The organism is Lacrimispora amygdalina, from assembly GCF_003432035.1.
GTDB lineage: Bacteria > Bacillota > Clostridia > Lachnospirales > Lachnospiraceae > Lacrimispora > Lacrimispora amygdalina.
The window spans coordinates 48,152-72,102 of sequence record NZ_QOHO01000020.1; the positions used below are offsets into that span (position 1 = coordinate 48,152).

23 protein-coding genes and 1 pseudogene are annotated in these 23,951 nt (G+C 45.0%); 19 read left to right on the plus strand and 5 right to left on the minus strand.

Going from position 1 to position 23,951, the window contains the following annotated elements; all coding sequences use genetic code 11:
• Position 1 precedes the first annotated feature (1 nt).
• The 19 genes from opp1C (at position 2) to DS742_RS07245 (ending at position 21,444) form a co-directional block, all read left to right on the plus strand.
• Complete coding sequence (gene opp1C / locus DS742_RS07150; protein WP_117416307.1) at positions 2-826, plus strand: nickel/cobalt ABC transporter permease; 825 nt, start codon at positions 2-4, stop codon at positions 824-826.
• Entirely contained in the window at positions 826-1,656 is an 831-nt protein-coding gene (locus DS742_RS07155) for an ABC transporter ATP-binding protein (RefSeq protein WP_117416308.1), read from the plus strand. Before opp1C ends, DS742_RS07155 begins: the two co-directional genes overlap by 1 nt.
• Entirely contained in the window at positions 1,653-2,438 is a 786-nt protein-coding gene (locus DS742_RS07160) for an ABC transporter ATP-binding protein (protein WP_117416309.1), read from the plus strand. Before DS742_RS07155 ends, DS742_RS07160 begins: the two co-directional genes overlap by 4 nt.
• Before the next feature lie 18 nt (positions 2,439-2,456).
• Entirely contained in the window at positions 2,457-3,416 is a 960-nt protein-coding gene (locus DS742_RS07165; protein ID WP_117416310.1) for a M14 family metallopeptidase, read from the plus strand.
• A 50-nt stretch (positions 3,417-3,466) separates the two neighbouring features.
• Positions 3,467-5,674 (plus strand): DNA topoisomerase III, encoded by a 2,208-nt coding sequence (locus DS742_RS07170; RefSeq protein WP_117416311.1) that lies wholly within the window; start codon positions 3,467-3,469, stop codon positions 5,672-5,674.
• Between the two features lie 166 nt (positions 5,675-5,840).
• The gene (locus tag DS742_RS07175) at positions 5,841-6,815 is read left to right on the plus strand and encodes a LacI family DNA-binding transcriptional regulator (RefSeq protein ID WP_117416312.1); all 975 of its coding nucleotides are present in this window, start codon (positions 5,841-5,843) and stop codon (positions 6,813-6,815) included.
• A 52-nt stretch (positions 6,816-6,867) separates the two neighbouring features.
• On the plus strand, positions 6,868-7,983 hold the full coding sequence (locus DS742_RS07180) for a phosphate/phosphite/phosphonate ABC transporter substrate-binding protein (protein ID WP_117416313.1): 1,116 nt from the start codon (positions 6,868-6,870) through the stop codon (positions 7,981-7,983).
• Between the two features lie 82 nt (positions 7,984-8,065).
• Positions 8,066-8,824 carry a phosphonate ABC transporter ATP-binding protein gene (phnC, locus tag DS742_RS07185; protein ID WP_117416314.1) on the plus strand — a complete coding sequence of 253 codons (759 nt, stop codon included), beginning with the start codon at positions 8,066-8,068 and terminating at the stop codon, positions 8,822-8,824.
• The gene (gene phnE, locus DS742_RS07190; RefSeq protein ID WP_117416315.1) at positions 8,821-9,642 is read left to right on the plus strand and encodes a phosphonate ABC transporter, permease protein PhnE; all 822 of its coding nucleotides are present in this window, start codon (positions 8,821-8,823) and stop codon (positions 9,640-9,642) included. Before phnC ends, phnE (DS742_RS07190) begins: the two co-directional genes overlap by 4 nt.
• A gap of 10 nt (positions 9,643-9,652) precedes the next feature.
• On the plus strand, positions 9,653-10,462 hold the full coding sequence (gene phnE / locus DS742_RS07195; protein WP_117416316.1) for a phosphonate ABC transporter, permease protein PhnE: 810 nt from the start codon (positions 9,653-9,655) through the stop codon (positions 10,460-10,462).
• Between the two features lie 4 nt (positions 10,463-10,466).
• A complete protein-coding gene (locus DS742_RS07200) occupies positions 10,467-11,996 on the plus strand; it encodes a bifunctional metallophosphatase/5'-nucleotidase (RefSeq protein WP_117416317.1) in 1,530 nt (509 codons plus the stop codon).
• A gap of 430 nt (positions 11,997-12,426) precedes the next feature.
• Entirely contained in the window at positions 12,427-14,133 is a 1,707-nt protein-coding gene (locus DS742_RS07205; protein WP_117416318.1) for a carbon starvation CstA family protein, read from the plus strand.
• A 182-nt stretch (positions 14,134-14,315) separates the two neighbouring features.
• Complete coding sequence (locus DS742_RS07210; RefSeq protein WP_117416319.1) at positions 14,316-15,551, plus strand: ammonium transporter; 1,236 nt, start codon at positions 14,316-14,318, stop codon at positions 15,549-15,551.
• 18 nt (positions 15,552-15,569) lie between these two features.
• The gene (locus DS742_RS07215) at positions 15,570-15,911 is read left to right on the plus strand and encodes a P-II family nitrogen regulator (protein WP_117416320.1); all 342 of its coding nucleotides are present in this window, start codon (positions 15,570-15,572) and stop codon (positions 15,909-15,911) included.
• A 186-nt stretch (positions 15,912-16,097) separates the two neighbouring features.
• Complete coding sequence (locus DS742_RS07225) at positions 16,098-16,502, plus strand: LytR/AlgR family response regulator transcription factor (protein WP_117416322.1); 405 nt, start codon at positions 16,098-16,100, stop codon at positions 16,500-16,502.
• Between the two features lie 113 nt (positions 16,503-16,615).
• Positions 16,616-18,676 (plus strand): DHH family phosphoesterase, encoded by a 2,061-nt coding sequence (locus DS742_RS07230; RefSeq protein WP_117416323.1) that lies wholly within the window; start codon positions 16,616-16,618, stop codon positions 18,674-18,676.
• Positions 18,676-19,122: a 50S ribosomal protein L9 gene (gene rplI, locus DS742_RS07235; protein WP_117416324.1), complete on the plus strand. Its 447-nt coding sequence runs from the start codon at positions 18,676-18,678 to the stop codon at positions 19,120-19,122. Before DS742_RS07230 ends, rplI begins: the two co-directional genes overlap by 1 nt.
• Before the next feature lie 11 nt (positions 19,123-19,133).
• A complete protein-coding gene (dnaB, locus tag DS742_RS07240; protein ID WP_117416325.1) occupies positions 19,134-20,468 on the plus strand; it encodes a replicative DNA helicase in 1,335 nt (444 codons plus the stop codon).
• Between the two features lie 316 nt (positions 20,469-20,784).
• Positions 20,785-21,444 (plus strand): helix-turn-helix domain-containing protein, encoded by a 660-nt coding sequence (locus DS742_RS07245; RefSeq protein ID WP_117416326.1) that lies wholly within the window; start codon positions 20,785-20,787, stop codon positions 21,442-21,444.
• Positions 21,445-21,549: 105 nt separating this feature from the next.
• On the opposite strand, the gene DS742_RS07250 is transcribed toward DS742_RS07245, so the two are convergent.
• The 5 genes and pseudogenes from DS742_RS07250 to DS742_RS07270 form a co-directional block, all read right to left on the minus strand.
• Complete coding sequence (locus tag DS742_RS07250; protein ID WP_117416327.1) at positions 21,550-22,257, minus strand: gamma-glutamyl-gamma-aminobutyrate hydrolase family protein; 708 nt, start codon at positions 22,255-22,257, stop codon at positions 21,550-21,552.
• Positions 22,258-22,359: 102 nt separating this feature from the next.
• Complete coding sequence (gene fdxA, locus DS742_RS07255) at positions 22,360-22,530, minus strand: 4Fe-4S ferredoxin (RefSeq protein ID WP_117416328.1); 171 nt, start codon at positions 22,528-22,530, stop codon at positions 22,360-22,362.
• A gap of 95 nt (positions 22,531-22,625) precedes the next feature.
• Positions 22,626-23,393 carry a pyruvate formate-lyase-activating protein gene (gene pflA / locus DS742_RS07260; protein WP_117416329.1) on the minus strand — a complete coding sequence of 256 codons (768 nt, stop codon included), beginning with the start codon at positions 23,391-23,393 and terminating at the stop codon, positions 22,626-22,628.
• 26 nt (positions 23,394-23,419) lie between these two features.
• Positions 23,420-23,689 (minus strand): annotated as a pseudogene (gene grcA3, locus DS742_RS07265) (autonomous glycyl radical cofactor GrcA3); the annotation flags it as partial.
• Between the two features lie 24 nt (positions 23,690-23,713).
• Positions 23,714-23,950 carry a hypothetical protein gene (locus DS742_RS07270; protein WP_117416330.1) on the minus strand — a complete coding sequence of 79 codons (237 nt, stop codon included), beginning with the start codon at positions 23,948-23,950 and terminating at the stop codon, positions 23,714-23,716.
• Position 23,951 lies beyond the last annotated feature (1 nt).

Below are 23,951 nucleotides of genomic sequence, written 5' to 3' on the forward strand. Positions count from 1 at the left end.
GATGTGGAGACGTTTTCTGAAAAATAAAATGGCAGTGGTCATGATGGGATTTCTGGCTGTAATCGCTTTAGCGGGTGTATTTGCTCCGCTTCTGGCTCCCAATGATCCATATGCAAATGATATTTTAAATAAATTTACAGGTATGAGTTTTCAGTATCCGTTAGGAACGGATCAGCTGGGGAGGTGTATTCTCTCCAGAATGATATACGGTATCCGGCCTACCTTGTTTTTATCTCTTCTGACCATGACAGGAACCATCGGACTTGGCTGTATCTTAGGACTTCTTGCCGGATATTTCAGAGGACCGGTAGAGGAAATTATCATGAGAGCGGTGGATGTGATGATGTCATTTCCCAGCCAGATCATGGTATTTGCCGTGGTGGCTCTTTTAGGCGTGGATGTGCGCAATGTAATACTTGCCAATGTGCTGATTAAATGGGCATGGTACGCCAGAATGATTCGGACCAATGTTATGAAGTACAGGGATAAAAATTTCGTTCTGTTTTCCAGATGCGTGGGCAGCGGAGAGCCGTTTATCCTCTTTCGCCACCTTCTTCCCAGCATTGCATCGGAAATGGCGGTTCTGGCCACACTGGATATCGGCTGGGCTATTTTAAATATCTCCACTCTTTCGTTTTTGGGACTTGGTGTTCAGGCGCCTTCACCGGAATGGGGAGCAATGCTAAATGAGGCAAAGAATGTCATGACAACCAATCCGGTCCAGATGATTGCACCTGGCCTCGCCATAGTTATTGTAGTTGCCGCTTTTAATTTACTGGGAGATGCCCTGCGGGATGCCCTGGATCCGAAGGAGGTAGAAGTTTAATGGAGTCTGTTTTAGAGGTAAAGAACCTGGTGGTGGAACATTTAAGGAAGAAACAGAAACAGACCATCATTAAAGGAATTGATTTTAAGGTCTTTCCGGGACAGTGCCTGGGAATTTTAGGAGAGAGCGGAAGCGGAAAAAGCATGAGCTTAAAAGCGGTCATGGGGCTTTTGGGAGCTGACTTTTCCGTAACAGGGGAAGCACTTTTCGGTGGAGAGAATCTGATTGGAAAGACCAGGGAACAACTTCGCCAGATCAGAGGAAAAAGAATCGCCATGATTCTGCAAAATCCCATGACCTGTTTTGATCCCCTCTACCGGATTGAAGACCAGCTGTCAGAAACCTACAGAGAGCATACAGAGCTGACCAGGAAGGAAATATATGAAAAAGCGCTGACAGTTCTTACCTCCATGCAGATAAAAAATCCGGAAGAAGCTGTTAAAAAATATCCACATCAGCTGAGCGGCGGAATGCTTCAGCGGATTATGATCGGTCTTGCCATGTCCATGGAGCCGGATCTTTTAATCGCTGATGAACCAACTACCGCCATTGATGCAATTACCCAGTTTGAAATCATGAAGGAATTTATCCGGATAAAAAAAGAGTCCAATACAGCCATGATCTTCATCAGCCATGATTTGGGTGTGATCTCTGCAATCTCTGATGAGGTCCTTGTGCTGAATAACGGTAAAATGGCAGATCAGGGAACCTTCCGGCAGATTTATGAGCAGCCAAAGGACCCTTATACACGGCTTCTGGTAGAAAAAAAGAAGGCGGTTATGGATCAGTATCACAGGGCACTAGGAAGGAAAGGAGTGATGAGCCAATGATAAAAGCAGAACATATTGATGTCAGTTTTAAAAAAGAAAACCAGACGACTCTGTTTGGCAGGGAGCGGCAGCAGGTACTCTTTGATGTATCTTTTGAGGTAAAAAAAGGCCAGTGCCTGGGCATTCTGGGAGAGAGCGGAAGCGGGAAAAGTACTTTGGGAAGAGTTTTGTGCGGACTATTAAAGCCGGACAAAGGAAGTGTCCGCTTTGAGAGTGGAAAAAAAGCGGTAATTAGTGTCGTGTTTCAGGATTACTCCACATCCGCAAACCCCAGATTTACAGTAAAAAGCCTGATTGGAGAAGGGTTGATGGTAAAGGAAAAAAGGGAGAAAAAAACATTGAACCGAAAGGAAGAGACCAATCGGCTTTTAACGCTGGTGGGACTTGATGAAAGCTATTTACACAGACTTCCCCATGAACTCAGCGGCGGCCAGCTCCAGCGCGTCTGCATTGCCAGGGCACTGGCGGTGAATCCGGAGGTCATTTTGTTTGACGAAGCGATCAGCTCCTTAGATGCCCATACCCAGGTGCAGATCATGGATCTGTTAAAGGAGATACAGGAGGAGAAAGGACTGACCTATATTTTCATTACTCATGACTTAACTTCTGTCACCTATTTATGCAGCCATGTGTTGTTTCTTTATAAAGGAAAAGCAGTTGAAGTCAGAGCGACAGAAGCGATCAGTGAGGTGAGCCATCCTTACGCACGGAAGCTGCTGGGGGCAATACTCGATGTAGGGGAAGTATATGAGCCGAAGGTTCCCGACCAGGCTGTTTCATAGAAAGAGAGGAGAAAGAACATGTTTCAGACAGGAACCATGAAACTGGAATCCGGTAAGCGGATAAAAGGCATGATGCAGGTGGAAAGCCATGATTTAAAGCTGCCAGTCTGTGCCGTATGCGGCTGTAAAGAGGGGCCGGTGGTTCTTATAACAGCCGGAATACATGGAGCGGAATACATCGGAATACAGACAGCCAGAGAATTGTCAAAGGAGCTTGATCCAAAAGAGATAAACGGAACCATAGTGTTTCTTCTTGTGGCAAATCCCCAGGCAGCATTTTCCTATACCCGGCTTTTTGTTCCGGAAGACGGGAAGAATTTAAACCGGGCATTTCCTGGAAAAAAAGATGGGAGTCTTTCCGAAAAAATAGCTTATACCATAGAGCATGAGCTTCACAGCCAGGCAGATTATTACATAGATCTCCATGCAGGAGATACCCACGAACAGGTAATGCCTTTTGTATATTATCCTGGTATAGCCAGGGAGGAAGTCATGGAAAAATCCAGAAAAATGGCTGAGGCCACAGGAATGAAGATTCGTGTGAAATCTTCTGCAGCCACTGGCTCCTATAATTACGCAGCAATTGAAGGTGTTCCGTCGATCCTGATGGAACGGGGAGGAGGAGGCAGCTTTACAAATGAGCAGCTTGCTTCCTATAAACGGGATGTGGTTAATGTTCTTTCGGCTCTTGGCGTTGTAAGCAAAGACCGGGAGGAGGAAAAAGATAATATTCAAAATGAAGTGGTAAATGCAGTCTACACGGATTCTCTGGCAGAAGGCTTCTGGCATCCGGCAAAACAGCCTGGTGAGTGGTTTTTAAAGGGAGATCTTTTGGGAACAGTGGAAGATGTGTGGGGAACACCTCTCCAGCTTTGCCATGCAGAGTTTGACGGAATCGTATTATATGAAACCACAGCCATGGGAGTGAGGGAAGGAGATTCCCTGATTGCTTATGGGGAATGCCGCCAGTTGTCATAATCCGTCCAATGAGCTATAATAAAGAGAGAAATGCCATTTGGAGGAATAAAATGAAATCTTTAATTATAGCAGAGAAACCATCCGTCGCCCGGGATATTGCCCGGGTGCTTCATTGTACAAAGAATCAGGGGGGCGTTCTGGAAGGAAATGCCTATGTGATTACCTGGGGGTTAGGCCATTTAGTCACTCTGGCAGACCCGGAGGATTACGATCCCAAATATAAGGAATGGAAGATGGAAGATCTACCCATGATGCCGGATCAGTTTAAGCTTGAGGTAATTAAGCAGACCGGTAAGCAGTACAGCGTGGTAAAAAAGCAGCTTCACAGAAATGATGTGGGGGAAATTATCATTGCAACCGATGCAGGCCGGGAAGGAGAACTGGTAGCGAGGCTGATTCTTGAAAAAGCTGGAAATAAAAAACCGATTAAGCGGCTTTGGATCTCTTCTGTCACAGATAAAGCCATCAAAGAAGGCTTTGCCCGATTAAAGGACGGTCATGAATACGACAATCTCTACGATGCAGCCATGTGCCGTGCAGAAGCGGACTGGCTGGTGGGAATCAATGCAACCAGAGCTCTGACCTGCAAATACAATGCCCAGTTAAGCTGCGGGCGTGTCCAGACACCAACCTTAGCCATGATAGCAAGGAGAGAGGAAGAAATTAAAAGCTTTGTTCCGAAGCCCTATTACGGCATTACGGCAAAGGCTTCCCAGCCGGCACTCACATTTATCTGGCGGGATGAAAAGTCGAAAAGTTACCGTTCTTTTGACCGGGAGCGGTTAGAAGGGCTGTTAAAGCAGATGAATTCCTGTAAAGATGGTGTAATCACTGAGGTGAAAAGCACTCCGAAAAAGAGTTTCGCTCCCCAGCTGTATGACTTAACGGAACTTCAGCGGGAAGCAAACCGGAAGTTTAACTATTCTGCAAAAGAGACCCTTAATATCATGCAGAGACTGTATGAGAATCATAAAGTACTGACCTATCCCAGAACGGATTCCCGGTATTTAAGCTCCGACATTGTCCCCTCTATAAAAGAAAGGCTGGAGGCCTGCGGCGTGGGACCTTACAGAAAGCTTGCAGGGAAATTATACAATGTGAAGATTGAAGCGAAACCCTATTTTGTAGATGATAAAAAGGTATCCGATCATCATGCCATCATTCCCACCGAGCAGTTTGTCCAGCTGGATCATATGACGATAGATGAGAGAAGAGTTTATGATCTGGTAGTGAGAAGGTTTCTTGCAGTTTTATATCCCCCATTTGAGTACGAGCAGACAGAGCTTGAGGTGCTGATAGGAGGGGAGACTCTGGTTGCAAGGGGAAAAACGGTAAAGGCACCGGGATGGAAAGAAGTTTATGAAACACCCGACGAAGATGAGGATGAAGAACAGGAATTAAAAGAACAGAATCTTCCTTCTGTAAAAAAAGGTGATCTGGTCAAAGGCATCTCGCTGGCGCTGACGGAAGGAAAGACAAAGCCTCCCGCTCCATTTAATGAGGCGACTCTCCTTTCAGCCATGGAAAACCCTGTTTCCTACCTGGAGACAAAAGACCGGGATATGGCGAAAACTCTGGGAGAAACAGGTGGTCTTGGGACTGTGGCAACCAGAGCTGATATCATAGAAAAGCTCTTTTCCAGCTTTCTTCTTGAGAAAAGAGGAAAGGATATATTCCTGACATCAAAGGCGAAGCAGCTTCTCACTCTGGTACCGGAGGATTTAAAAAAGCCGGAGCTCACTGCTGACTGGGAAATGAAGCTGTCCGCCATCGCGGCCGGGAAACTGAAGCGCGGCTCCTTTATGAAGGATATCAGACTGTATTCAGAAGAATTAATTCAGATGATCAAGACCGGAGAAGGAAACTTCCGCCATGATAATCTGACCAATACCAAATGTCCCGTCTGTGGAAAACGAATGCTTTCTGTCAAAGGAAAAAACGGTGAGATGTTAGTCTGTCAGGACCGGGAATGCGGGCACCGGGAAGTGGTTTCAAGAACCAGCAACGCCAGATGCCCGGTCTGCCATAAAAAGCTGGAGCTGAAAGGAAAAGGGGATGGCCAGATCTTTGTCTGCAGATGCGGATATAAGGAAAAGCTGACTGCCTTTAAAGAGCGCCGGACGAAAGAAGGTGCCGGAGTTTCCAAAAAGGATGTGGCAAAATATTTAAATAAGCAGAAAAATGAGGCCGCTGAGCCAATCAATTCTCCTTTTGCGGATGCGTTTGCAAAGTTGAATTTAGGGGGAGAAAAAGACTGACAGAGTCTCAATGGATGCCGGAAGGAAACTTTATTTTCTTTCCGGTATTTCTAATTATGAAAAGTTTTTTACATACTTTGGTAAAAGTTTAGTAAAATTTTACTTTGCTTATTGACGGTGACATGGACTGTCATTATAATGAATTTGAAAGGTGAGGATATAGATTATGGCTACGATTAAAGAGATTTCAAAGCTTGCGGGTGTTTCAGCCGCTGCGGTGTCCCGGGTTCTGAACCAGGATGATACCATTGCGGTAAGTCCGGAGGTAAAAAAAAGGATATTTAAAATTGCCCACGAATTAAAATATGTCCCACCCAGAATGCGTCACGCGCAGAAAAAGAAAGAAATTGTCATAGGAGTGGCTGACTGGCATATTATCCGCAAGGACAGAGCAAACATCAGGCTTTCCTCCCTGGACTTAATTGTAAAGTCCATGTCCGGAAAGCAGGAAGTCAAATTCTGCCGCCTTGATAAGAATCAGCCGGGTCAATATGACGGGATTATGGCTTTCGGTGTTTTTTCCCAGGAAGAGATGGAGTTTTTAAGAATGCAGAGCTATTCCATTGTATTTATTAACTCGGATCCCAAGAATTATGAGTATGACAGCATTGTTATGGATTTTACAAAGGGAATCCATGAGATGCTTGATTACCTTATGGTGCGGAAAAAGTACCGCTCTGTCGGCTTTATAGGCGGTCTTTATGAAGAAGGACAGGTAAAGATCGGTTACCGGAGACTGGAGGGAATCCGGGCTTCCTTTACTGAGAGCGGCTATTATGAAGAGGAGAATTTCTACATTGGCGACATCAGCCGGGAAAGCGGCTATGAGCTGGCTAAGAAAGCCATTGAATCGGGTCATCTGCCTGAAGCTGTTTTATTAGGCAGTGAAGAAGTTGCGGAAGGAGCTCTGGAAGCATTTCAGGATGCAGGACTTCGTGTGCCCAAGGATATTGCAGTGGTCATCTACAAGGACATTGAGACCATTGAGTCCAAATGGCCCACCTATACCAAAGTCCGTATGTTTCCTGATATTGTATGGCAGACTGCCATCAAACTTTTACTGGAACAGATTACAGAGGGCCGGAAAGACAACATGACAATTTTTCTCCCCACCAAGCTGGAGGTGGGAGACAGCGCGTAATGCCTCATGATCCCAAGAAAAAACCGATGAATCACACGAAAAGGAGAGCAGTATGAAAAAATCAGTTTCTGTATTAATGGCAGCAGCACTCTGTGCATCTATGATCGGCGGATGCTCTGGCGCAGGCAAGACCGGAGCCCCGGCAGAGACAACCGCGGCAGGGACAGAGAGCGCTTCTTCTGCAGCAGGAGCAACTACCGCAGCGGAAACGAAAGCGGAGAATAAGAAGATCGACAAACTGAATGTTTATTTTGTACCTTCCAGAGAGCCGGAGGAGATCGTCACCGCAACTGAGCCTTTAAAGGGCCTGTTAAAGACAGAGCTTGGCAAAGAGGGCTATGATATCGGTGAAGTGGTAATCACAGTAGGAACCAGCTACGAAGCAGTAGGAGAAGCTCTTTCTGCAGGCACCGCAGACATCGGTTTTATTCCGGGAGGCACTTATGCTCTTTATGATGACGGCGCAGAGGTGATTCTTACTGCAACCAGAGACGGACTGAGCAAAAATTTCGATAATGCCAAGGAATGGAACGACGGCAAGGCTACTGAGGCAACCACAGAACAGGCAACCTCCTACCGTTCCCTGATTATTGCAGGACCTTCTGAAAAGGGAAAAGCACTGGCTGCAAAGATTAACGGCGGCGAAGCGCTGACCTTTGAAGATTTAGACGGAGCAAACTGGAGCGTTATGTCTTCTTCATCCTCAGCAGGATACATTTATCCCTCTTTATGGCTTCAGAAGAATTTTGAGAAGAACATTTTAAACCTTTCCCATGCGGTTCAGTCTGATTCTTACGGCAGCGCATTTGCCAGACTGGCTTCCGGTCAGGTAGACGTTTTATGTACATATGCAGATGCACGCAGGGATTATGAGGAGAAATGGAAATCGGAATACGGCAGAACCGGTTCTATCTGGGAAGAGACCAGTGTTATTGGCGTAACCCCTCCAATCTTTAACGATACAGTCAGTGTAAGCAAGACCTCCAAGATCATGGATGACAGTTTCAAGAAAGCTGTACAGACTGCAATGATCAACATCGGAAATACAGATGAAGGCAAGAAAGTCATTGCTATTTACAGCCACAAGGGTTATCAGGCGGCTAAGAGCTCCGATTATGATGACGAACGTGCAGCTCAGAAGATGATCAAGGAATTAAATGCGAAATAAATAATATAAAACAGGCTGCGGAGGCGTCGTAAACGGAAGAAAAAGCGGCGCCTCCGTTTTTTACTGGGAAATGAGGGTATGTATGATTGAATTTAATCAGGTGGGCAAAACCTATTCCAACGGCTTTCAGGCTTTAAAAGACGTTAACTTAAAGATTGAGCAGGGAGAATTTGTAGCCATCATCGGTTTATCCGGAGCTGGTAAATCCACTCTTTTAAGAACTATTAACCGCATGCATGACATCACGGAAGGCACTCTTACCGTGGACGGAGTCAATGTCATGGGATTAAGAGGGAAGGCGCTGCGCCGTTTCCGCCGCAGAATCGGCATGATCTTCCAGTCCTTTAATCTGGTGACAAGAACCCGGGTGATCAACAACGTTCTCATGTCAAAGGTACCGGATCTTCCGTTTTTTAAAGCCCTCTTTGGAATCTTTCCAAAGAAGGATAAGCTGGAAGCGTTAGAAGCGCTTGATAAAGTGGGTATCTTAGACAAGGCTTTTGTCCGTGCAGACCAGCTCTCCGGAGGACAGCAGCAGAGAGTTGCTCTTGCAAGAACACTGGCTCAGAACCCTCAGATCATTCTGGCAGATGAGCCGGTTGCCTCCCTGGATCCGGTTACAGCGAAACAGGTTATGGGAGACTTTTTAAGGATTAATAAGGAGATGAACATAACCATTCTCTTAAACATACACCACGTGGATTTAGCCCTTCAATATGCAGGCCGGGTGGTTGGAATCCGGGCAGGAAGGATTGTCTATGACGGTCCGGCATCGGAAGTCACCCAGGAAATTCTTGATGAGATTTATGAAGGGAAAACAGAAGAGGAGGCAGTGGGATGAGCATTTATGACAAGATATTTCCGCCGAAAAAAATGGTGCTTTCAAACGGAAAAACAGTCTTAAAGCCGGCTTCCAGACTTCCTCTTGTTACACTGATTCTGGTTTTCTTTACTGCCCTATCTGTTAAGATCACAGGATTTGATTTAGGGGTTTTACGGGAACGGGGAAGTCAGTTTTTTGTCATTCTTGGAATGATGGCGCCTCCTGAATGGGGCTACAGCTCCCAGGTATGGAAACCGTTGTTTGATACCTTAAAGATGTCACTTCTTGGCACAGTCATCGGTGCCGTAGCGGTTATCCCCTTTGCAATGGCAGCATCTACCAATATTGTTAAAAATAATGCTGCAGTAAGCATAATGAGGTTATTTTTAAGTATTGTGAGAACGCTTCCGACTCTGGTAACCGCTCTGATTGCCACCTATGTTTTTGGACTGGGTACTCTGGCAGGAACCACTGCCATAGCCGTGTTTACATTTGCCTATATGGGAAAAATTCTTTACGAAGAAATTGAAACTGCGGATATGGGGGCATTTGAGGCAATGGAAGCCATTGGAGCCACAAAGGTCCGGGCATTTGTCCGCGCAATTATTCCCCAGGTACTCCCGTCTTACATATCAAATGGTTTGTTCTGTTTTGAGGGAAACGTCCGTTATGCCGCCATTCTTGGATATGTAGGTGCAGGCGGTCTCGGGTTGATTTTGAATGAAAAGCTGGGCTGGAGAGAGTATCCCAGTGTAGGAATGATTCTGATCATGCTGTTTGTTACTGTGTTTTTTATAGAGACGGTGAGCCGTTACTGCCGCCGGAAACTGGTATAGGAGGTGGCATATGAATAAACAGATTGAAAAGGCTTATGAAGAGCGTCCCAGAAATACCGTATACCAGGTTACTGTTTCTGTCATTGTCGTTGCACTGCTTATCTGGTCCGGATCAGCAGTAGATGTTTCTAAAACCGGGCTTTCAGGAGTGCAGATTGCCGGAAATATTTTAAGCGGTATTTTCCACCCGGACCGGAAGCTTTTATTTAATTTTACAGCTCAGGGAGTTCCTTATCTGCTTTTGGAGACTGTCTGCATTGCATTCTTAGGAACAATTGTGGGAGCGTTTCTGGCGATTCCCTTATCCTTCTTATCCGCATCTAATTTAATGCCTGCCCCTGTTGCTTATATTACACGTCTGGTGATCATGGCAGTGCGGACTATTCCTGCATTTGTATATGGACTGATGTTTATCCGTGTCAGCGGGCCGGGAGCATTTACAGGACTTCTCACCATGTCCGTCTGTTCCATCGGAATGGTTTCCAAGATGTATATAGAGGCAATAGAGGATCTGGATACCAGAATTTTAGAATCCTTAGATGCATGCGGCTGCAATACCTTTCACAAAATCCGCTATGGAATTCTACCTCAGCTGATTCCTAATTTTGCATCAACGGTCATATACCGGTTTGATATTAACTTAAGAGATGCCACAGTTCTTGGCCTGGTTGGAGCGGGAGGTATCGGCGCTCCCTTAATCTTTGCCATGAATTCCTACCGGTGGAATGAGGCAGGAGCGATTCTGGTAGGGCTCATCCTTCTGGTTCTGATTGTGGAATATATCTCCACCAGAATCCGGGTGAAACTGGCAAGGGGGTAAATGATTGAAGAAAAAGGCAAAAATTTATTATACTTCGGATGTTCATGGGTATCTGTTCCCCACAAATTATGGGGATAAGACGGAACGTCCCATGGGACTTTTAAACTGCATTACCAATTTTGAAAAAGATGGAAATACACTGATTCTCGATGGGGGAGACACCATTTCCGGCTCCCCCATGGCTGCTTTTATTACAGAACAGGCTGGTGAGCTGCTTTTAAGTGAGCCGTTTGCAAAGGTGTATAACGCAGCTGGATATGATGCGGTAGTTCCGGGAAATCACGATTTTAACTTCGGTTATGACCGGCTTTCCCACTATTTGGGGAAATTAAGCGCTGTCTGCCTTTGTGCCAATGCAATAGACTTAAAGGGGGAGACAGGAATTGTTTCCAGCCATATCTTTACACTGGATAACGGGCTGCGCCTGGGAGTTGGCGGTATTGTTACGGACTATGTAAATGTATGGGAAAATCCTGAGCATCTGGAACAGATACAGATTACGGATGCATTCCTGGCAGCAAAGGAAGAACTTAAACTGTTAAAAAAGAAGTCAGATGTTACCATCTGCATCTATCACGGCGGTTATGAATGTGATCTGGATACCGGCACAGTGCTGACATCAGGAAATGAAAACATCGGATATCGGATCTTAAAGGAGCTTGACTACGACATTGTGTTAACTGCTCATCAGCATATGACGGTAAAGGGAAGAGACTGTTTTGGAACCCATACGCTGCAGCTGACAGCAAATGCTGTTCAGTATGCCTGTATTGAGATTGAGTATGAGGATGGTGCCTGCACTGTCTCCTCCTCCATTTTGCCTGCGGGAACGCACCACAACCGGGAACCTTATGAAACTCTGCTTCCTTTGGAAAAGCAGGTACAGAAATGGCTGGATCTTGAGATTGGGAGCTTAAAGGAAGCAATTCCTCAAAAAGAGAAGATTGAGATGGCCCTTGGCGGCAGCGGAGTGGCAGATTTTTTTAATCAGATTCAGCTGGCGTATACTGGTGCCGATATTTCCTGCATCGGTCTGGGAAACAATCCCATAGCGCTGCCTGCCCACGTCACTATGCGGGATCTTGTAAGAGTTTATCCTTTTTCCAATACGCTGGTTGTGCTGGAGGTAACGCAGGAGGTTATAAAGCAGGCGCTGGAACGCTGTGCGCAATACTTTGCTGTGAAGGGAGGGAAGATTGAGATATCGGAGGTTTTCTTAAAGCCAAAGGTGGAGCATTATAATTATGATTATTTTGCAGGGATCACATTTGAGGTAGATTTAGAAAGACCGGTGGGGGACCGGGTGGTAAATATCCTTTTTGAAGGGAATTCTCTTGCGGGAAGGAAGCTGAAGCTGTGCATGAGTGATTACCGTGCAAGCGGTACCGGAGGATATGAGGTTTACAGACAGTGTCCGGTGTTAAAACGGTTTGGTACAGAGGTTCCCCAGCTGGCTCTGGAGTATTTAAAAAATCACCCTGATGCAGAGATCCTGCGGAATGGAGGATTGGTTTTGTATAACTCCAGGTTATGAATGATATAGAAATTGTGTATAAGCATATTATGGAAAATTATTGTATTTCTCACTGTAAAGTGGTAAACTCCATTCAGCAAGTGTGATATCGAAAAAAACAATGACTGGGACACAGTCTGATTCCCCACATTCCTTTACAGAGAGCAGCCCGTCAGATGGAAAGGGCGCAAAGGAAGGAACAGGCCATCACCCAGGAGTTCCGAACTGAAAGGCCTCCCGACAGGAGGACTGATTAAGTGAGGACGGGTCTTTCCGTTAGCGAAGAGCTGCTGCCCGACAGGCGGCGGATTTAAGCGGCTGCAATTTGCAGCAAACAGAGTGGTAACGCGGATTGGTTCATTCGTCTCTGCATCTTTTTGATGCAGGGACTTTTTTCGTTATCCGGGACAAATGTATGTGGCTTTTGTCTCAGTATGAAAGGAGAAATACGATGAATGGTTTAACGATGATGTTTCTTGCTATTGTAGTCCTTGGCGGAGCGTATTTAATCTATGGGAGATATCTGGCAAAAACCTGGGGAATTGACCCGGAGGCCAAAACTCCCGCTTTTGAACTGGAGGATGGAGTGGATTATGTCCCTGCAGATACCAATGTGGTTTTTGGCCACCAGTTTGCTTCCATAGCAGGGGCAGGTCCCATTAACGGCCCCATTCAGGCGGCCATGTTCGGATGGCTTCCTGTTTTGCTCTGGATTCTGCTGGGAGGTGTATTTTTTGGCGCTGTACAGGATTTTTCGGCAATGTATGCTTCTGTAAAGAACAAGGGGCGCTCCATTGGATACATTATTGAGCTTTACATAGGGAAAATGGGAAAGCGGCTGTTTCTTTTATTTACCTGGCTGTTTTCTATTCTGGTAGTGGCGGCATTTGCGGATATTGTTGCCGGAACCTTTAACGGATTTTCGGCTGAGGGTGTTCCGGTTACTGCCAATGGAGCGGTTGCAGCTACGTCGATGCTGTTTATTGCGTTTGCTGTAGTTCTTGGCTTTTTCTTAAAGTACAGTAAATTTGGGAAAATGATCAATACACTGACAGCGATTGGACTTTTAATACTATCTGTTGGGCTGGGACTGTTGTTTCCAATCTACATACCTCAGAATATCTGGCTGATTTTTGTGTTTATCTATGTTATTATAGCCTGTGTTACTCCGGTATGGGCGCTGCTTCAGCCCAGGGACTATTTAAACAGCTACCTTCTTATTGCCATGATTGTGGGATCTGTGATCGGAATTGCAATGTATAATCCCTCCATGAATTTACCATCCTTTACCGGCTTTAAACTGGTAAGTGCAGGCGGAAGCGTATCATATCTGTTTCCAACCCTTTTTGTTACCATCGCCTGCGGCGCAGTTTCCGGGTTTCACTCTCTTGTGGCTTCCGGAACCGCATCAAAACAGATTAAGAATGAAAAGAATATGCTGCCGGTTTCCTTTGGCGCAATGCTGTTAGAAAGTCTGCTGGCAATAGCAGCCCTGATCGCGGCAGGCTTTGTAGCTACAAAGGAGGGACTTCCTGCAGGAACCCCGCCTCAGCTTTTTGCAAAGGCAATTGCAGTCTTCTTAACAACAATCGGACTTCCGGAATCGTTATGCTATACCCTTATTACACTTTCCATATCTGCGTTTGCCATGACAAGTCTTGATTCTGTGGCCAGGGTCGGACGAATTGCATTTCAGGAATTTTTTGCTGATGATACTCCTGAAGAGGAAAGAAGCTCATGGAATAAGGTTCTGACTAATAAGTATTTTGCAACAATAATCACGCTGATCTTATGCTATGCATTATCCAGAGCCGGTTATAGCAGCATCTGGCCGCTGTTTGGTTCTGCAAACCAGCTTTTATCTGCCCTGGCATTAATTGCATGTGCCGTATTTTTAAAGAAAACCAACCGGAAGGGTTTCATGCTCTGGGGACCGATGGTTATTATGCTGGGAGTAACTTTCACCGCCTTGGGATTAAAGATCAAAGACTTAATTTCGGCGCTGTCCGGTAAATTTGTGTTTGGCAATGCACTTCAGCTGGTTTTTGCAGTGCTGCTGCTGATATTGGGAGTAGTGGTTGCCATAGAGGGATTGAAAAAATTAGTTGCAAAAGAAACCGAAGAAGAGACAAATACCGGTGAAAATGTGCTAGCTTAGATTTACTTCATAAAAATACCAGTTTGACTTTAATAATTTACTTGACAAAACTGAAATCATGTATTAGTCTAGCTATGTAATTTATAAAGTTAACTTTAAGGCAAAGAAGCCATAATCAGTGCAGAGACGCACAGGATTATGGCTTAATTTTTTTGCGCAAAATTAATGGAAGAGGTGTTTTTATGGATCACGGAGATATTTCCTGGATGCTGATAAGCTCCGCGCTTGTTCTTCTTATGACCCCGGGACTGGCGTTTTTTTATGGGGGTATGGTGAAACGGAAAAGTGTTATAAACATGATGATGTCTTCAGCAATCATGATGGGAATCGGGTCAGTTATGTGGGTTCTGATTGGATTTTCCCTGTCCTTTAGCGGTGATATCGGAGGTGTCATAGGCAATCTTAACTGGTTCGGTCTTAATTTTGATACTCTGACTGATGTTACCTTTCCTTACCCAAATACACTTATATTTGCTATTTTTCAGATGATGTTTGCAGTCATTTCACCGGCGTTAATAACCGGCGCGGTTGCAGAACGTATGAAGTTTTCTTCTCTGGTGATTTTTATGGTGCTGTGGTCTCTTCTTATTTACTATCCCCTGGCTCATATGGTGTGGGGAGGAGGACTGCTGTTCCAGATGGGATCTGTTGACTTTGCAGGAGGCGATGTAGTCCACATCAGTTCCGGTGTCAGCGCACTGGTCCTGTCTGTATTACTTGGGAAACGTAAGAATCTGGGGAAAGCGCCCTATCATCCCCATAATGTACCCTTTGTTTTTCTGGGCGCCGCTCTTTTGTGGTTTGGCTGGTTTGGTTTTAATGGAGGAAGCGCTCTGGGTGCCAATGAACTGGCTGCCCATGCATTTATAACGACCAACACAGCGGCAGCTTCTGCCATGCTTTCCTGGATACTGGTTGAGATGCTTAAAAATGGGAAACCTACCCTGGTGGGAACCTCAACAGGGCTTGTCATCGGACTTGTTGCAATCACACCGGGAGCCGGTTATGTTCCGATCTGGTCAGCTGTAATAATTGGAGCTTTGGTAAGTCCCATCTGCTATTTCTTTATCAGTAAGGTGAAACCAAAATTTCAGTATGATGACGCTCTTGATGTATTCGGCTGTCACGGAATCGGCGGAATCTGGGGTGGAATTGCAACCGGCATTTTTGCCAGTAAAAACATTAATCCGGCTCTGCCATACGATGGACTGGTTTACTGTGAGATCCAGTTATTCTTTCGCCAGATAGCGGCCATTGCAATTACTATTCTGATTGCAGTTGCAGGGACCCTGATCGCAGCCGGGATTGCGTCCGTGATAACGAAAGGAATTAAGGTCTCAGGAAGAGCTGAAATGATAGGACTTGATACCTCAGAGCATGGGGAGACTGCTTATCCTGCATTTAATGGAATGGATTAATCAAAGGGGGATTTCAACGTGAAAAAAATAGAAGCATTTATCCGGCCTGAAAAACTGGAAGATATCAAAGAAATTATGGAAGAACTGAAATTAAACGGATTAAGTATTATGCAGGTTATGGGCTGCGGAAACCAGAAGGGCTGGACGGAATTTGTCCGCGGTGCAGAGGTGGATTATAATTTTCTGACCAAGATAAAAATAGAACTGTTTGTTACAGATCATCAGTCAGAGGCTGTTATTTCAGCAATCATTAAGAAAGCTTATACCGGCGAATACGGTGACGGCAAGATTTTTATTTCTGATATACAGGATGCTGTGAGAATCCGTACCGGAGAGCGGGGAGAGGATGCTATCAGATAGTTTCTTAAAAAGGGAGGTAAAGCCATTTTTCCGGTTTTGCCTCCCTTTTATGTTAGAAACCTTTTTTTATGGGAATGAATATGATATATCGGGCCGTAAGCCCATTGAAATAAAAGAAGATAATCGTTATAATAATTATATTTCCATAACGATTAGACAAAGAATGAAAGAACCATCGGAGGAGTTATGAGTATCAGGGTTGTAGTTGTAGATAATTCAGAGGAATTATTAGTGAAACTGACGGGAATTTTAAAAGATATGAGTGAAATAGAGCTGTGCGGCAGCTTTCCGGAAGCCATTGCAGCCATGCAGTATATAAAGGAGCACCCGGTAGATCTTGTGTTTTCGGATATAGTTATGCCGGATATCAGCGGAATTACGCTGGCCTCCAAGCTTTACGAACTTCCGGTTCCGCCGGAGGTTGTACTTTTATCCGGAATTCCGGGATTTTCTCTGGAAGCATTTAAAATCCGTGTATTTGCTTTTATTGTAAAGCCTTATACAAGGGCTCAGATCAGTAAGGTAATCCGGATGTATAAGGAGAAAAAGTCTGAGGCTGGAGCCACCAGTCCGGATGAAATACTTAGATAGACTGTGGGATTTCGAGTCTGTCCCGTTTTTGCTTTTTAATGGACGAACCCTGTATCCTATGTTATAATAGGAAGATAGCGAAAAAAGAACCTTTTTTCCATAAGGAGTCAAATATGAAAGAGAAGTTTAAAATAAAGGGACAGCTGGGGATTTACATGCAATGGCCTCTTTACTTAACCGGGCTTTTAATTGCTGCCAATGCAGTGATCGGTGCAGTAAGTACAAAAGCAGGGATCATTATGGCCCTGTTTACGCTGATGTATGCAGGAATCGCGTTCTGGCTTTCTTTTTATAGAAGAAGACGTCTGTTAAGCGGCCTTGTGGAATTCTCAGCAGAGTACTCCTGGATGCAGAAGAAGCTCCTTAATGACCTTGAGATTCCATACGCAATCGCGGATGAAAGCGGGAGAATTCTATGGGGGAATGATGCATTTTCTGCGGTTTTAGGGGAAGAGAAACACTTAAGGGCATCACGGAAGAATTTAACCGGCATTTTTCCTGAGATCACAAAAGAGGTTTTAAAGCTGGGAGACGGGGCTGTGACACTTCATGGCATATGCAATGACAGGAAGTACCAGATACAGCTGAAAGCGGTGCACATGAATGATGCATCGGAGCTGATGAGTGATACAGCAGGCATGGATAGTGCAGAACAGATGCTGCTGGCAGTTTATTTATTTGATGAAACAGAGATTCTCACATATAAACAGATGGTAGATGACCAGAAGATGGTGGCAGGTCTTATCTATCTGGATAATTACGATGAGGCACTGGAAAGCGTGGAGGAGGTACGCCGCTCCCTTTTAACGGCACTCATTGACCGGAAGATTACAAAGTACATCACCAACATGAACGGAATTGTGAAAAAGCTGGAGAAGGACAAGTACTTCATCGCCATCAAACAGTGTTACATTGCAGAATTGAAAGAGAACCGTTTTTCCATCCTGGAAGAAGTTAAGACTGTCAATATCGGTAATGAGATGTCAGTTACTTTAAGTATCGGTCTTGGAATGAATGGAGACAGTTACTATAAGAATTTAGATTTTGCAAGAATTGCCATTGATATGGCGCTGGGCCGTGGAGGAGACCAGGCAGTGGTCAAGGACGGAGAGCGGATCCAGTATTATGGGGGGAAAGCGCCCCAGGTGGAAAAGACGACCCGTGTGAAGGCCCGCGTAAAGGCCCATGCATTAAGGGAACTGATGGAAACCAAGGACCGCATCCTGATTATGGGTCACCGCATGACGGACATTGATTCTTTCGGTGCAGCGGTAGGTATTTACCGGATCGCCACCGCCATGGATAAAAAGGCGAATATCGTTATTAATGAAGTGACCACCTTCGTACGTCCCATGAAGGAACGGTTCGTGGGAAATCCGGATTATCCGGAGGATTTATTTTTAAGAGGTGATGAAGCGGCAAGTCTTGTTGATGCCAATACACTGCTTGTTGTGGTTGATGTAAACCGGCCCAGCATTACCGATGAACCACAGCTTCTGAGGCTGGTGAAAACCATTGTGGTTCTGGATCACCACAGGCAGAGCAGTGAGATCATTGACAATGCAGTTTTATCCTATGTAGAGCCATACGCATCCTCTGCCTGCGAGATGGTAGCAGAGGTGCTTCAATACATCGCAGACGGGATTAAGATTAAATCTGCGGAAGCGGATGCTCTTTATGCCGGTATTGTCATTGACACCCATAATTTTACCAATCAGACAGGCGTGAGAACCTTTGAAGCAGCGGCCTTTTTAAGGCGGAACGGTGCAGATGTGGTCCGTGTAAGAAAGCTGTTTCGGGATAATCTTGATGATTATAAGGCGAAAGCCGAAGCAGTCAGGGAGGCTGAGATTTTTGAAGGGAACTTTGCCATCAGTTTATGCCCCTCTGAAGGAATTGACAGCCCTACGGTAGTAGGTGCCCAGGCAGCCAACGAACTGCTTGACATATCAGGAATCAAGGCATCTGTCGTTATGACTGAGTATAACAATACGGTATATTTAAGTGCCCGTTCCATTGATGAAGTCAATGTTCAGGTGATGATGGAGAAGCTTGGCGGCGGCGGACACAGAACCATTGCAGGTGCCCAGCTTGCCGGTGTAAGCATAGAAGAAGCAAGAAACCAGGTAAAAGCGGTTATTAAAGAGATGATAGAGAAGGGAGACATATCATAATGGATATTGTATTATTAGAAGATGTAAAAGCACTGGGAAAAAAGGGACAGATCGTTAAGGTTAATGACGGATATGCAAGAAATTTCATTCTCCCGAAAAAACTGGGAATTGAAGCGACAACAAAAAACTTAAATGACTTAAAGCTTCAGAAAGCCAATGAAGCAAAGATTGCAGCAGAGCAGCTGGAAGCAGCAAAAGAGCTTGGAAAGAAGATTGAAGAAGCTTCTATTACTGTTACAATCCGTGCAGGAGAAGGCGGAAAAGCATTTGGTTCCGTATCAGGCAAGGAGATTTCCCAGGCGATTTCCAGTCAGCTTGGGCTTGACATTGATAAGAAGAAACTGGTTCTTCCCGAGCCGTTAAAGACCTTTGGTACTCATGAGGTTCCTATTAAGCTTCATAAGGATGTAACCGCAAAATTAGATGTTAAGGTAATAGAGAGCTAGGAGGCACAGTTATGGATGAGGCCCTGATCAAACGGATTCTCCCTCACAGCATCGAGGCCGAGCAGTCCGTCATCGGATCCATGCTGATGGATCGGGATGCGATCATTGCTGCTTCCGAGATCGTTACAGCAGGAGATTTTTATCAGCACCAGTATGGCGTCATGTTTGAAGCCATGCTGGAGCTTTTTAATGAGAATCTGCCGGTGGACTTAGTCACTTTGCAGAACCGCTTAAAAGAAAAGGATGTTCCCCCCGAGGTATCCAGTCTGGAATTTGTAAGAGACATTATTACAACCGTTCCAACCTCTGCCAATGTAAAGTCATATGCCAAAATCGTACGGGACAAGGCCGTATTAAGGCGGCTGATTAAGATAAACGAGGATATAGCCAACACCTGTTATGCAGGAAAAGAACCGCTTGAGAATATACTGGCATCTACGGAGAAAACCATATTTGACTTACTCCAGAACCGTAATTCCGGAGATTTCGTACCCATTCGTCAGGTTGCCATGAATGTACTGGAAAAGATTGAGGAGGCCTCCAAGAATCAGGGGACAGTAACAGGAGTTCCAACAGGATTTATTGATCTGGACTATAAGACTTCCGGTCTTCAACCGTCAGATTTTGTCCTGATTGCGGCACGCCCTTCTATGGGAAAGACAGCTTTCGTTTTGAATCTGGTAGATCATATAGCGGTGAAGAAGGGACTTCCAGCGATGGTATTCAGTCTGGAGATGTCAAAAGAACAGTTGGTAAACCGTATGCTGGCCATGGAGTCGAATGTAGATTCCCAGAAGTTAAGAACCGGTACCTTATCCGACAGTGACTGGGATGCGGTAGTGGAAGGAATCGGCGTAATTGGCAACTCCAAGTTAATCATTGATGACACCCCTGGAATTTCCATTATGGAGCTTCGTTCAAGGTGCAGAAAGATGAAGCTGGAGCATGGATTAAGTATTGTAATTATTGACTACCTGCAGTTAATGAGCGGAAGCGGAAAAGGCGGAGAGAACCGTCAGCAGGAAATTTCTGAGATTTCCCGTTCGTTAAAGGCCCTTGCAAGAGAGCTGAGTGCGCCGGTAATAGCCCTGTCACAGCTAAGCCGTGCCTGCGAGACGAGGCCGGATCACCGGCCGATGTTGTCTGATCTTAGAGAGTCAGGAGCGATCGAGCAGGATGCCGACGTGGTAATGTTTTTATATCGAGATGATTATTATAATAAGGATACTGATATGCCCAATATTGCGGAAGTAATTATAGCGAAGCAGAGAAATGGTCCGATTGGAACCGTGAATCTGGTATGGAGGCCGGAGTATACGAAGTTTGCAAACATGGCCCGGCAATGAGCAGGATAGAAAAAGGGGAAAGCCCTCCCTCAGAAACAAATGCATTTGTTTCTGAGGGAGGGCTTTCCCCTTTTTCTATGGAGCGAATGCTCCCCATCTGGGAGAAAAATTGTTCTACAATTTTACTCCCAGATGGCTCCTGCGGATTACCGTCCCCCTTAATCCCCTCCCTTCACTCTCCAACATCACCCCTCCAAAAAATTCCCCTTCCCATTAAAATTTTTTCAACATCTTATTCATAATCCGTATTATACCCGCATAAGATATAAATAGTAAGGTTATGAAAACTAAACGAACCAAAGGAGAGGATATAGCTATGGCTGAGATACATTACTTAATATCGGATGCATCAAAGAAGGTTGATGTAGAATCCCATGTCCTTAGATACTGGGAGGACGAGCTGGAGTTAAACATTCCCAGAAATGAGATGGGACACCGGTATTACACCGAAGCACACATCCGTTTATTCAAGCAGATCAAGGACTTAAAGGAAAAGGGATATCAGTTAAAAGCCATTAAGACAGCGCTTGAAAAAGTCATTGGGGACGGAAAAGATCCGGTTATACCTGATGAGTTATTGGAGGGGCAGATGACCCAGGAATTAAAAGACAGTGGACTGGCCGGAGAAGACGGCGAGTCAGGCCTGGAAGTACATAACACAGCACAGGTCTCTATTGCACAGGGAAAGATGGAACAGTTTCAGGAAATCATGAATCACATCATTGGACGTGCTTTGGAGTTAAATAATGAGCAGTTGAGCCAGGATGTCAGCAGTCTGGTCAATGATAAAGTCATTAAGGAGATGGAATACTTAATGAACTTAAAAGAGGAAAAAGAAGAAGAGCGTTACAAACAGCTGGACGAGCTGATACGTACTTATCAGAAAGACAACAAAGGCCGTGCAGAAGCAGCAGCATCCAAAATCCCCTTCTTTAACCGCAAAAAGAAATTTGGTCGAAACGGAAAAAAGTTATAGCATATTCTCACTTTCAGATAAAAAGAGTCCAAAAGCGGCTCAGGCAAAAAATCCGCAGCTGCCACTGAAAGTGTAAACTGCGGATTTTTTTGAACGTCTTAATTCTTAGCAAGACTCCACAAATCTTTTAAAGAGCCGAAATGCTTCCCCGCTATTTTCCCAAAGATATTCCGGATGCCATTGTACTCCCACAAAAAATGGATAACCCGGCATTTCCAGCGCCTCAATCAGATGATCCGGAGAGTAAGCCGATGCAATCAGCCCCTCCCCCAAATCCTTCACAGCCTGATGATGCATGCTGTTAACTCGTAGTGTATCCATACCAGCTATCTCATGCAGCAGTGTACCCTGCGTCAGTAAAACCGTATGACTGGGCATATGATAGGCAAATGGCTGGGTATGTGCAATAGGAAATTCCGGTTTTGTCATAGAAAAGATATCCTGCCAGATCGTCCCGCCCATGGCAATATTTAACACCTGAATCCCTCTGCAGATTCCAAGAACCGGTTTCCTTTTCTCAAGAATAAATGGCAGCAGTCCAAGCTCCATCCCATCCCTTGCCTCCGATACATTACCGCAGTGCATCTGTGTTTCCTCACCGAAGAGAAACGGGTGAACATCCGGTCCTCCAGTAAACAAAAACCCGTCCAGTTCATCAGCCAGCTGCTTCAACTCATCTTCATCAGCTTCTAACGGCATAACAACAGGAATTGCCCCTGCCGCCTTTAAAGCCCGTAAATAGGTAGGTCTCATCTTAATATCATTGTTATCCGTATCGTGGGCAGGCGTCAATCCGATCAGTGGTTTTTTCATATAGACTTCCTTTCAGAAATAACATGAGTAATAATAAAAAGATATGGGGATCAATAACAAAATGCCCCTCCCTTACGGAAGAGGCATATATGTATTCAATAATTATGCTTCAGAAATAGCTCCTGTTGGGCATACACCTTCACATGCGCCACAGTCGATGCAAGCATCTGCATCAATAACGTACTGAGAATCACCCTGGCTGATAGCGCTTACTGGGCATTCGCCTTCGCATGAACCACAACTTACACAAGCGTCACTAATAACACGTGCCATGATAAATAACCTCCTTATATTCTATACATTTTTCTATATTTTATACTATTAATAAAATTTAATCAAGTAGAAATTGTAACAATTAATGTTTAATTTTAGAAGCAATAGGGATCCGGCGTACCTATGCGAGAGTCCTTAATTCCGGTAAGGATTATTTTCTTTGCAGATATGGCATCTTCCTTTGATAAAGGGGGTACACCCTTTAAAGGATAATCCATACCCAGACTCTCATATTTGACCTTTCCCATATCATGATAGGGAAGAACATCAAGGGCCTTTACGTTTTTCAACTGACCGATAAAACGCCCGAGATGGTATAAATCTGCTGCTTCGTCTGTGATGCCGGGCACCACCACATGACGGATCCAGACAGGGATTTCTTTTTCATCAAGATAGCGTGCAAAATCCAGAATATCTGCATTGGAGTGACCAGTCAAGGGCTTGTGTCTGATATCATTAATCTGCTTGATATCCAGCATCACCAGGCTGGTAGAAGCAAGAAGACGGTCAATTTTCTTTAAATAATCTTCATTGCCTCTGTTAAATGTCACTCCAGAGGTATCCAGACAGGTATGAATATCCTTTTTTCTTGCAGCTTCAAACAGCTGGATAAGAAAATCCAGCTGCAAAAGCGGCTCACCGCCTGTGGCTGTGATACCTCCGCCCCGGTAAAAATGCCGGGACGACTCAAACTGCTTTAATATTTCCTCAACTGTCATCAGATTGCCGCCTGCCAGTTCCCATGTATCCGGGTTGTGGCAGTACTGGCAGCGCATGGGGCAGCCCTGAAAAAATACCACCATGCGCACGCCCGGACCGTCGACGGTACCAAAACTTTCAATGGAATGGATACGTCCTGTCATAAGTGCTTCGCCTTCTTTTCTGATTGTTACATATTGCTGTGGAATGTACGGGAGATAACCTCATCCTGCTGTTCTTTTGACAGTTTGATAAAGTTAACTGCATAACCGGATACACGAACGGTCAGCTGAGGATAATTCTCCGGATGCTTTTGTGCGTCCAGAAGAGTATCCTTCGTAAAAACATTAACATTTAAGTGATGTCCGCCTTCTTCTACATAGCCATCTAATAAGTTCACGAGATTGTCGATTTGAGATTCACTGATATTTGCCATTACATTATCCTCCTTATGTGTTTTCGTTCTTTTGGTATTCCTGACTGTTTATTGGTCGTCCTCTTCCCGGTCCATGCCCTCAAACAGGGTAGGAACGCGGCAGGCTACATCGCCTTCTGCACAGTCAAGAGAATTGGTAGTCGTAATTGTTTTCGCCATAGTCTTATGGGCATTTACGGTACCGTCCTCAGCTACACGGATGTTCATATGACCGCCGTTGTTGGTCATAAATGAATCCAGCATTGAGACAATATCATCAATTTGTTTTTCATTTGGATCTGCCATA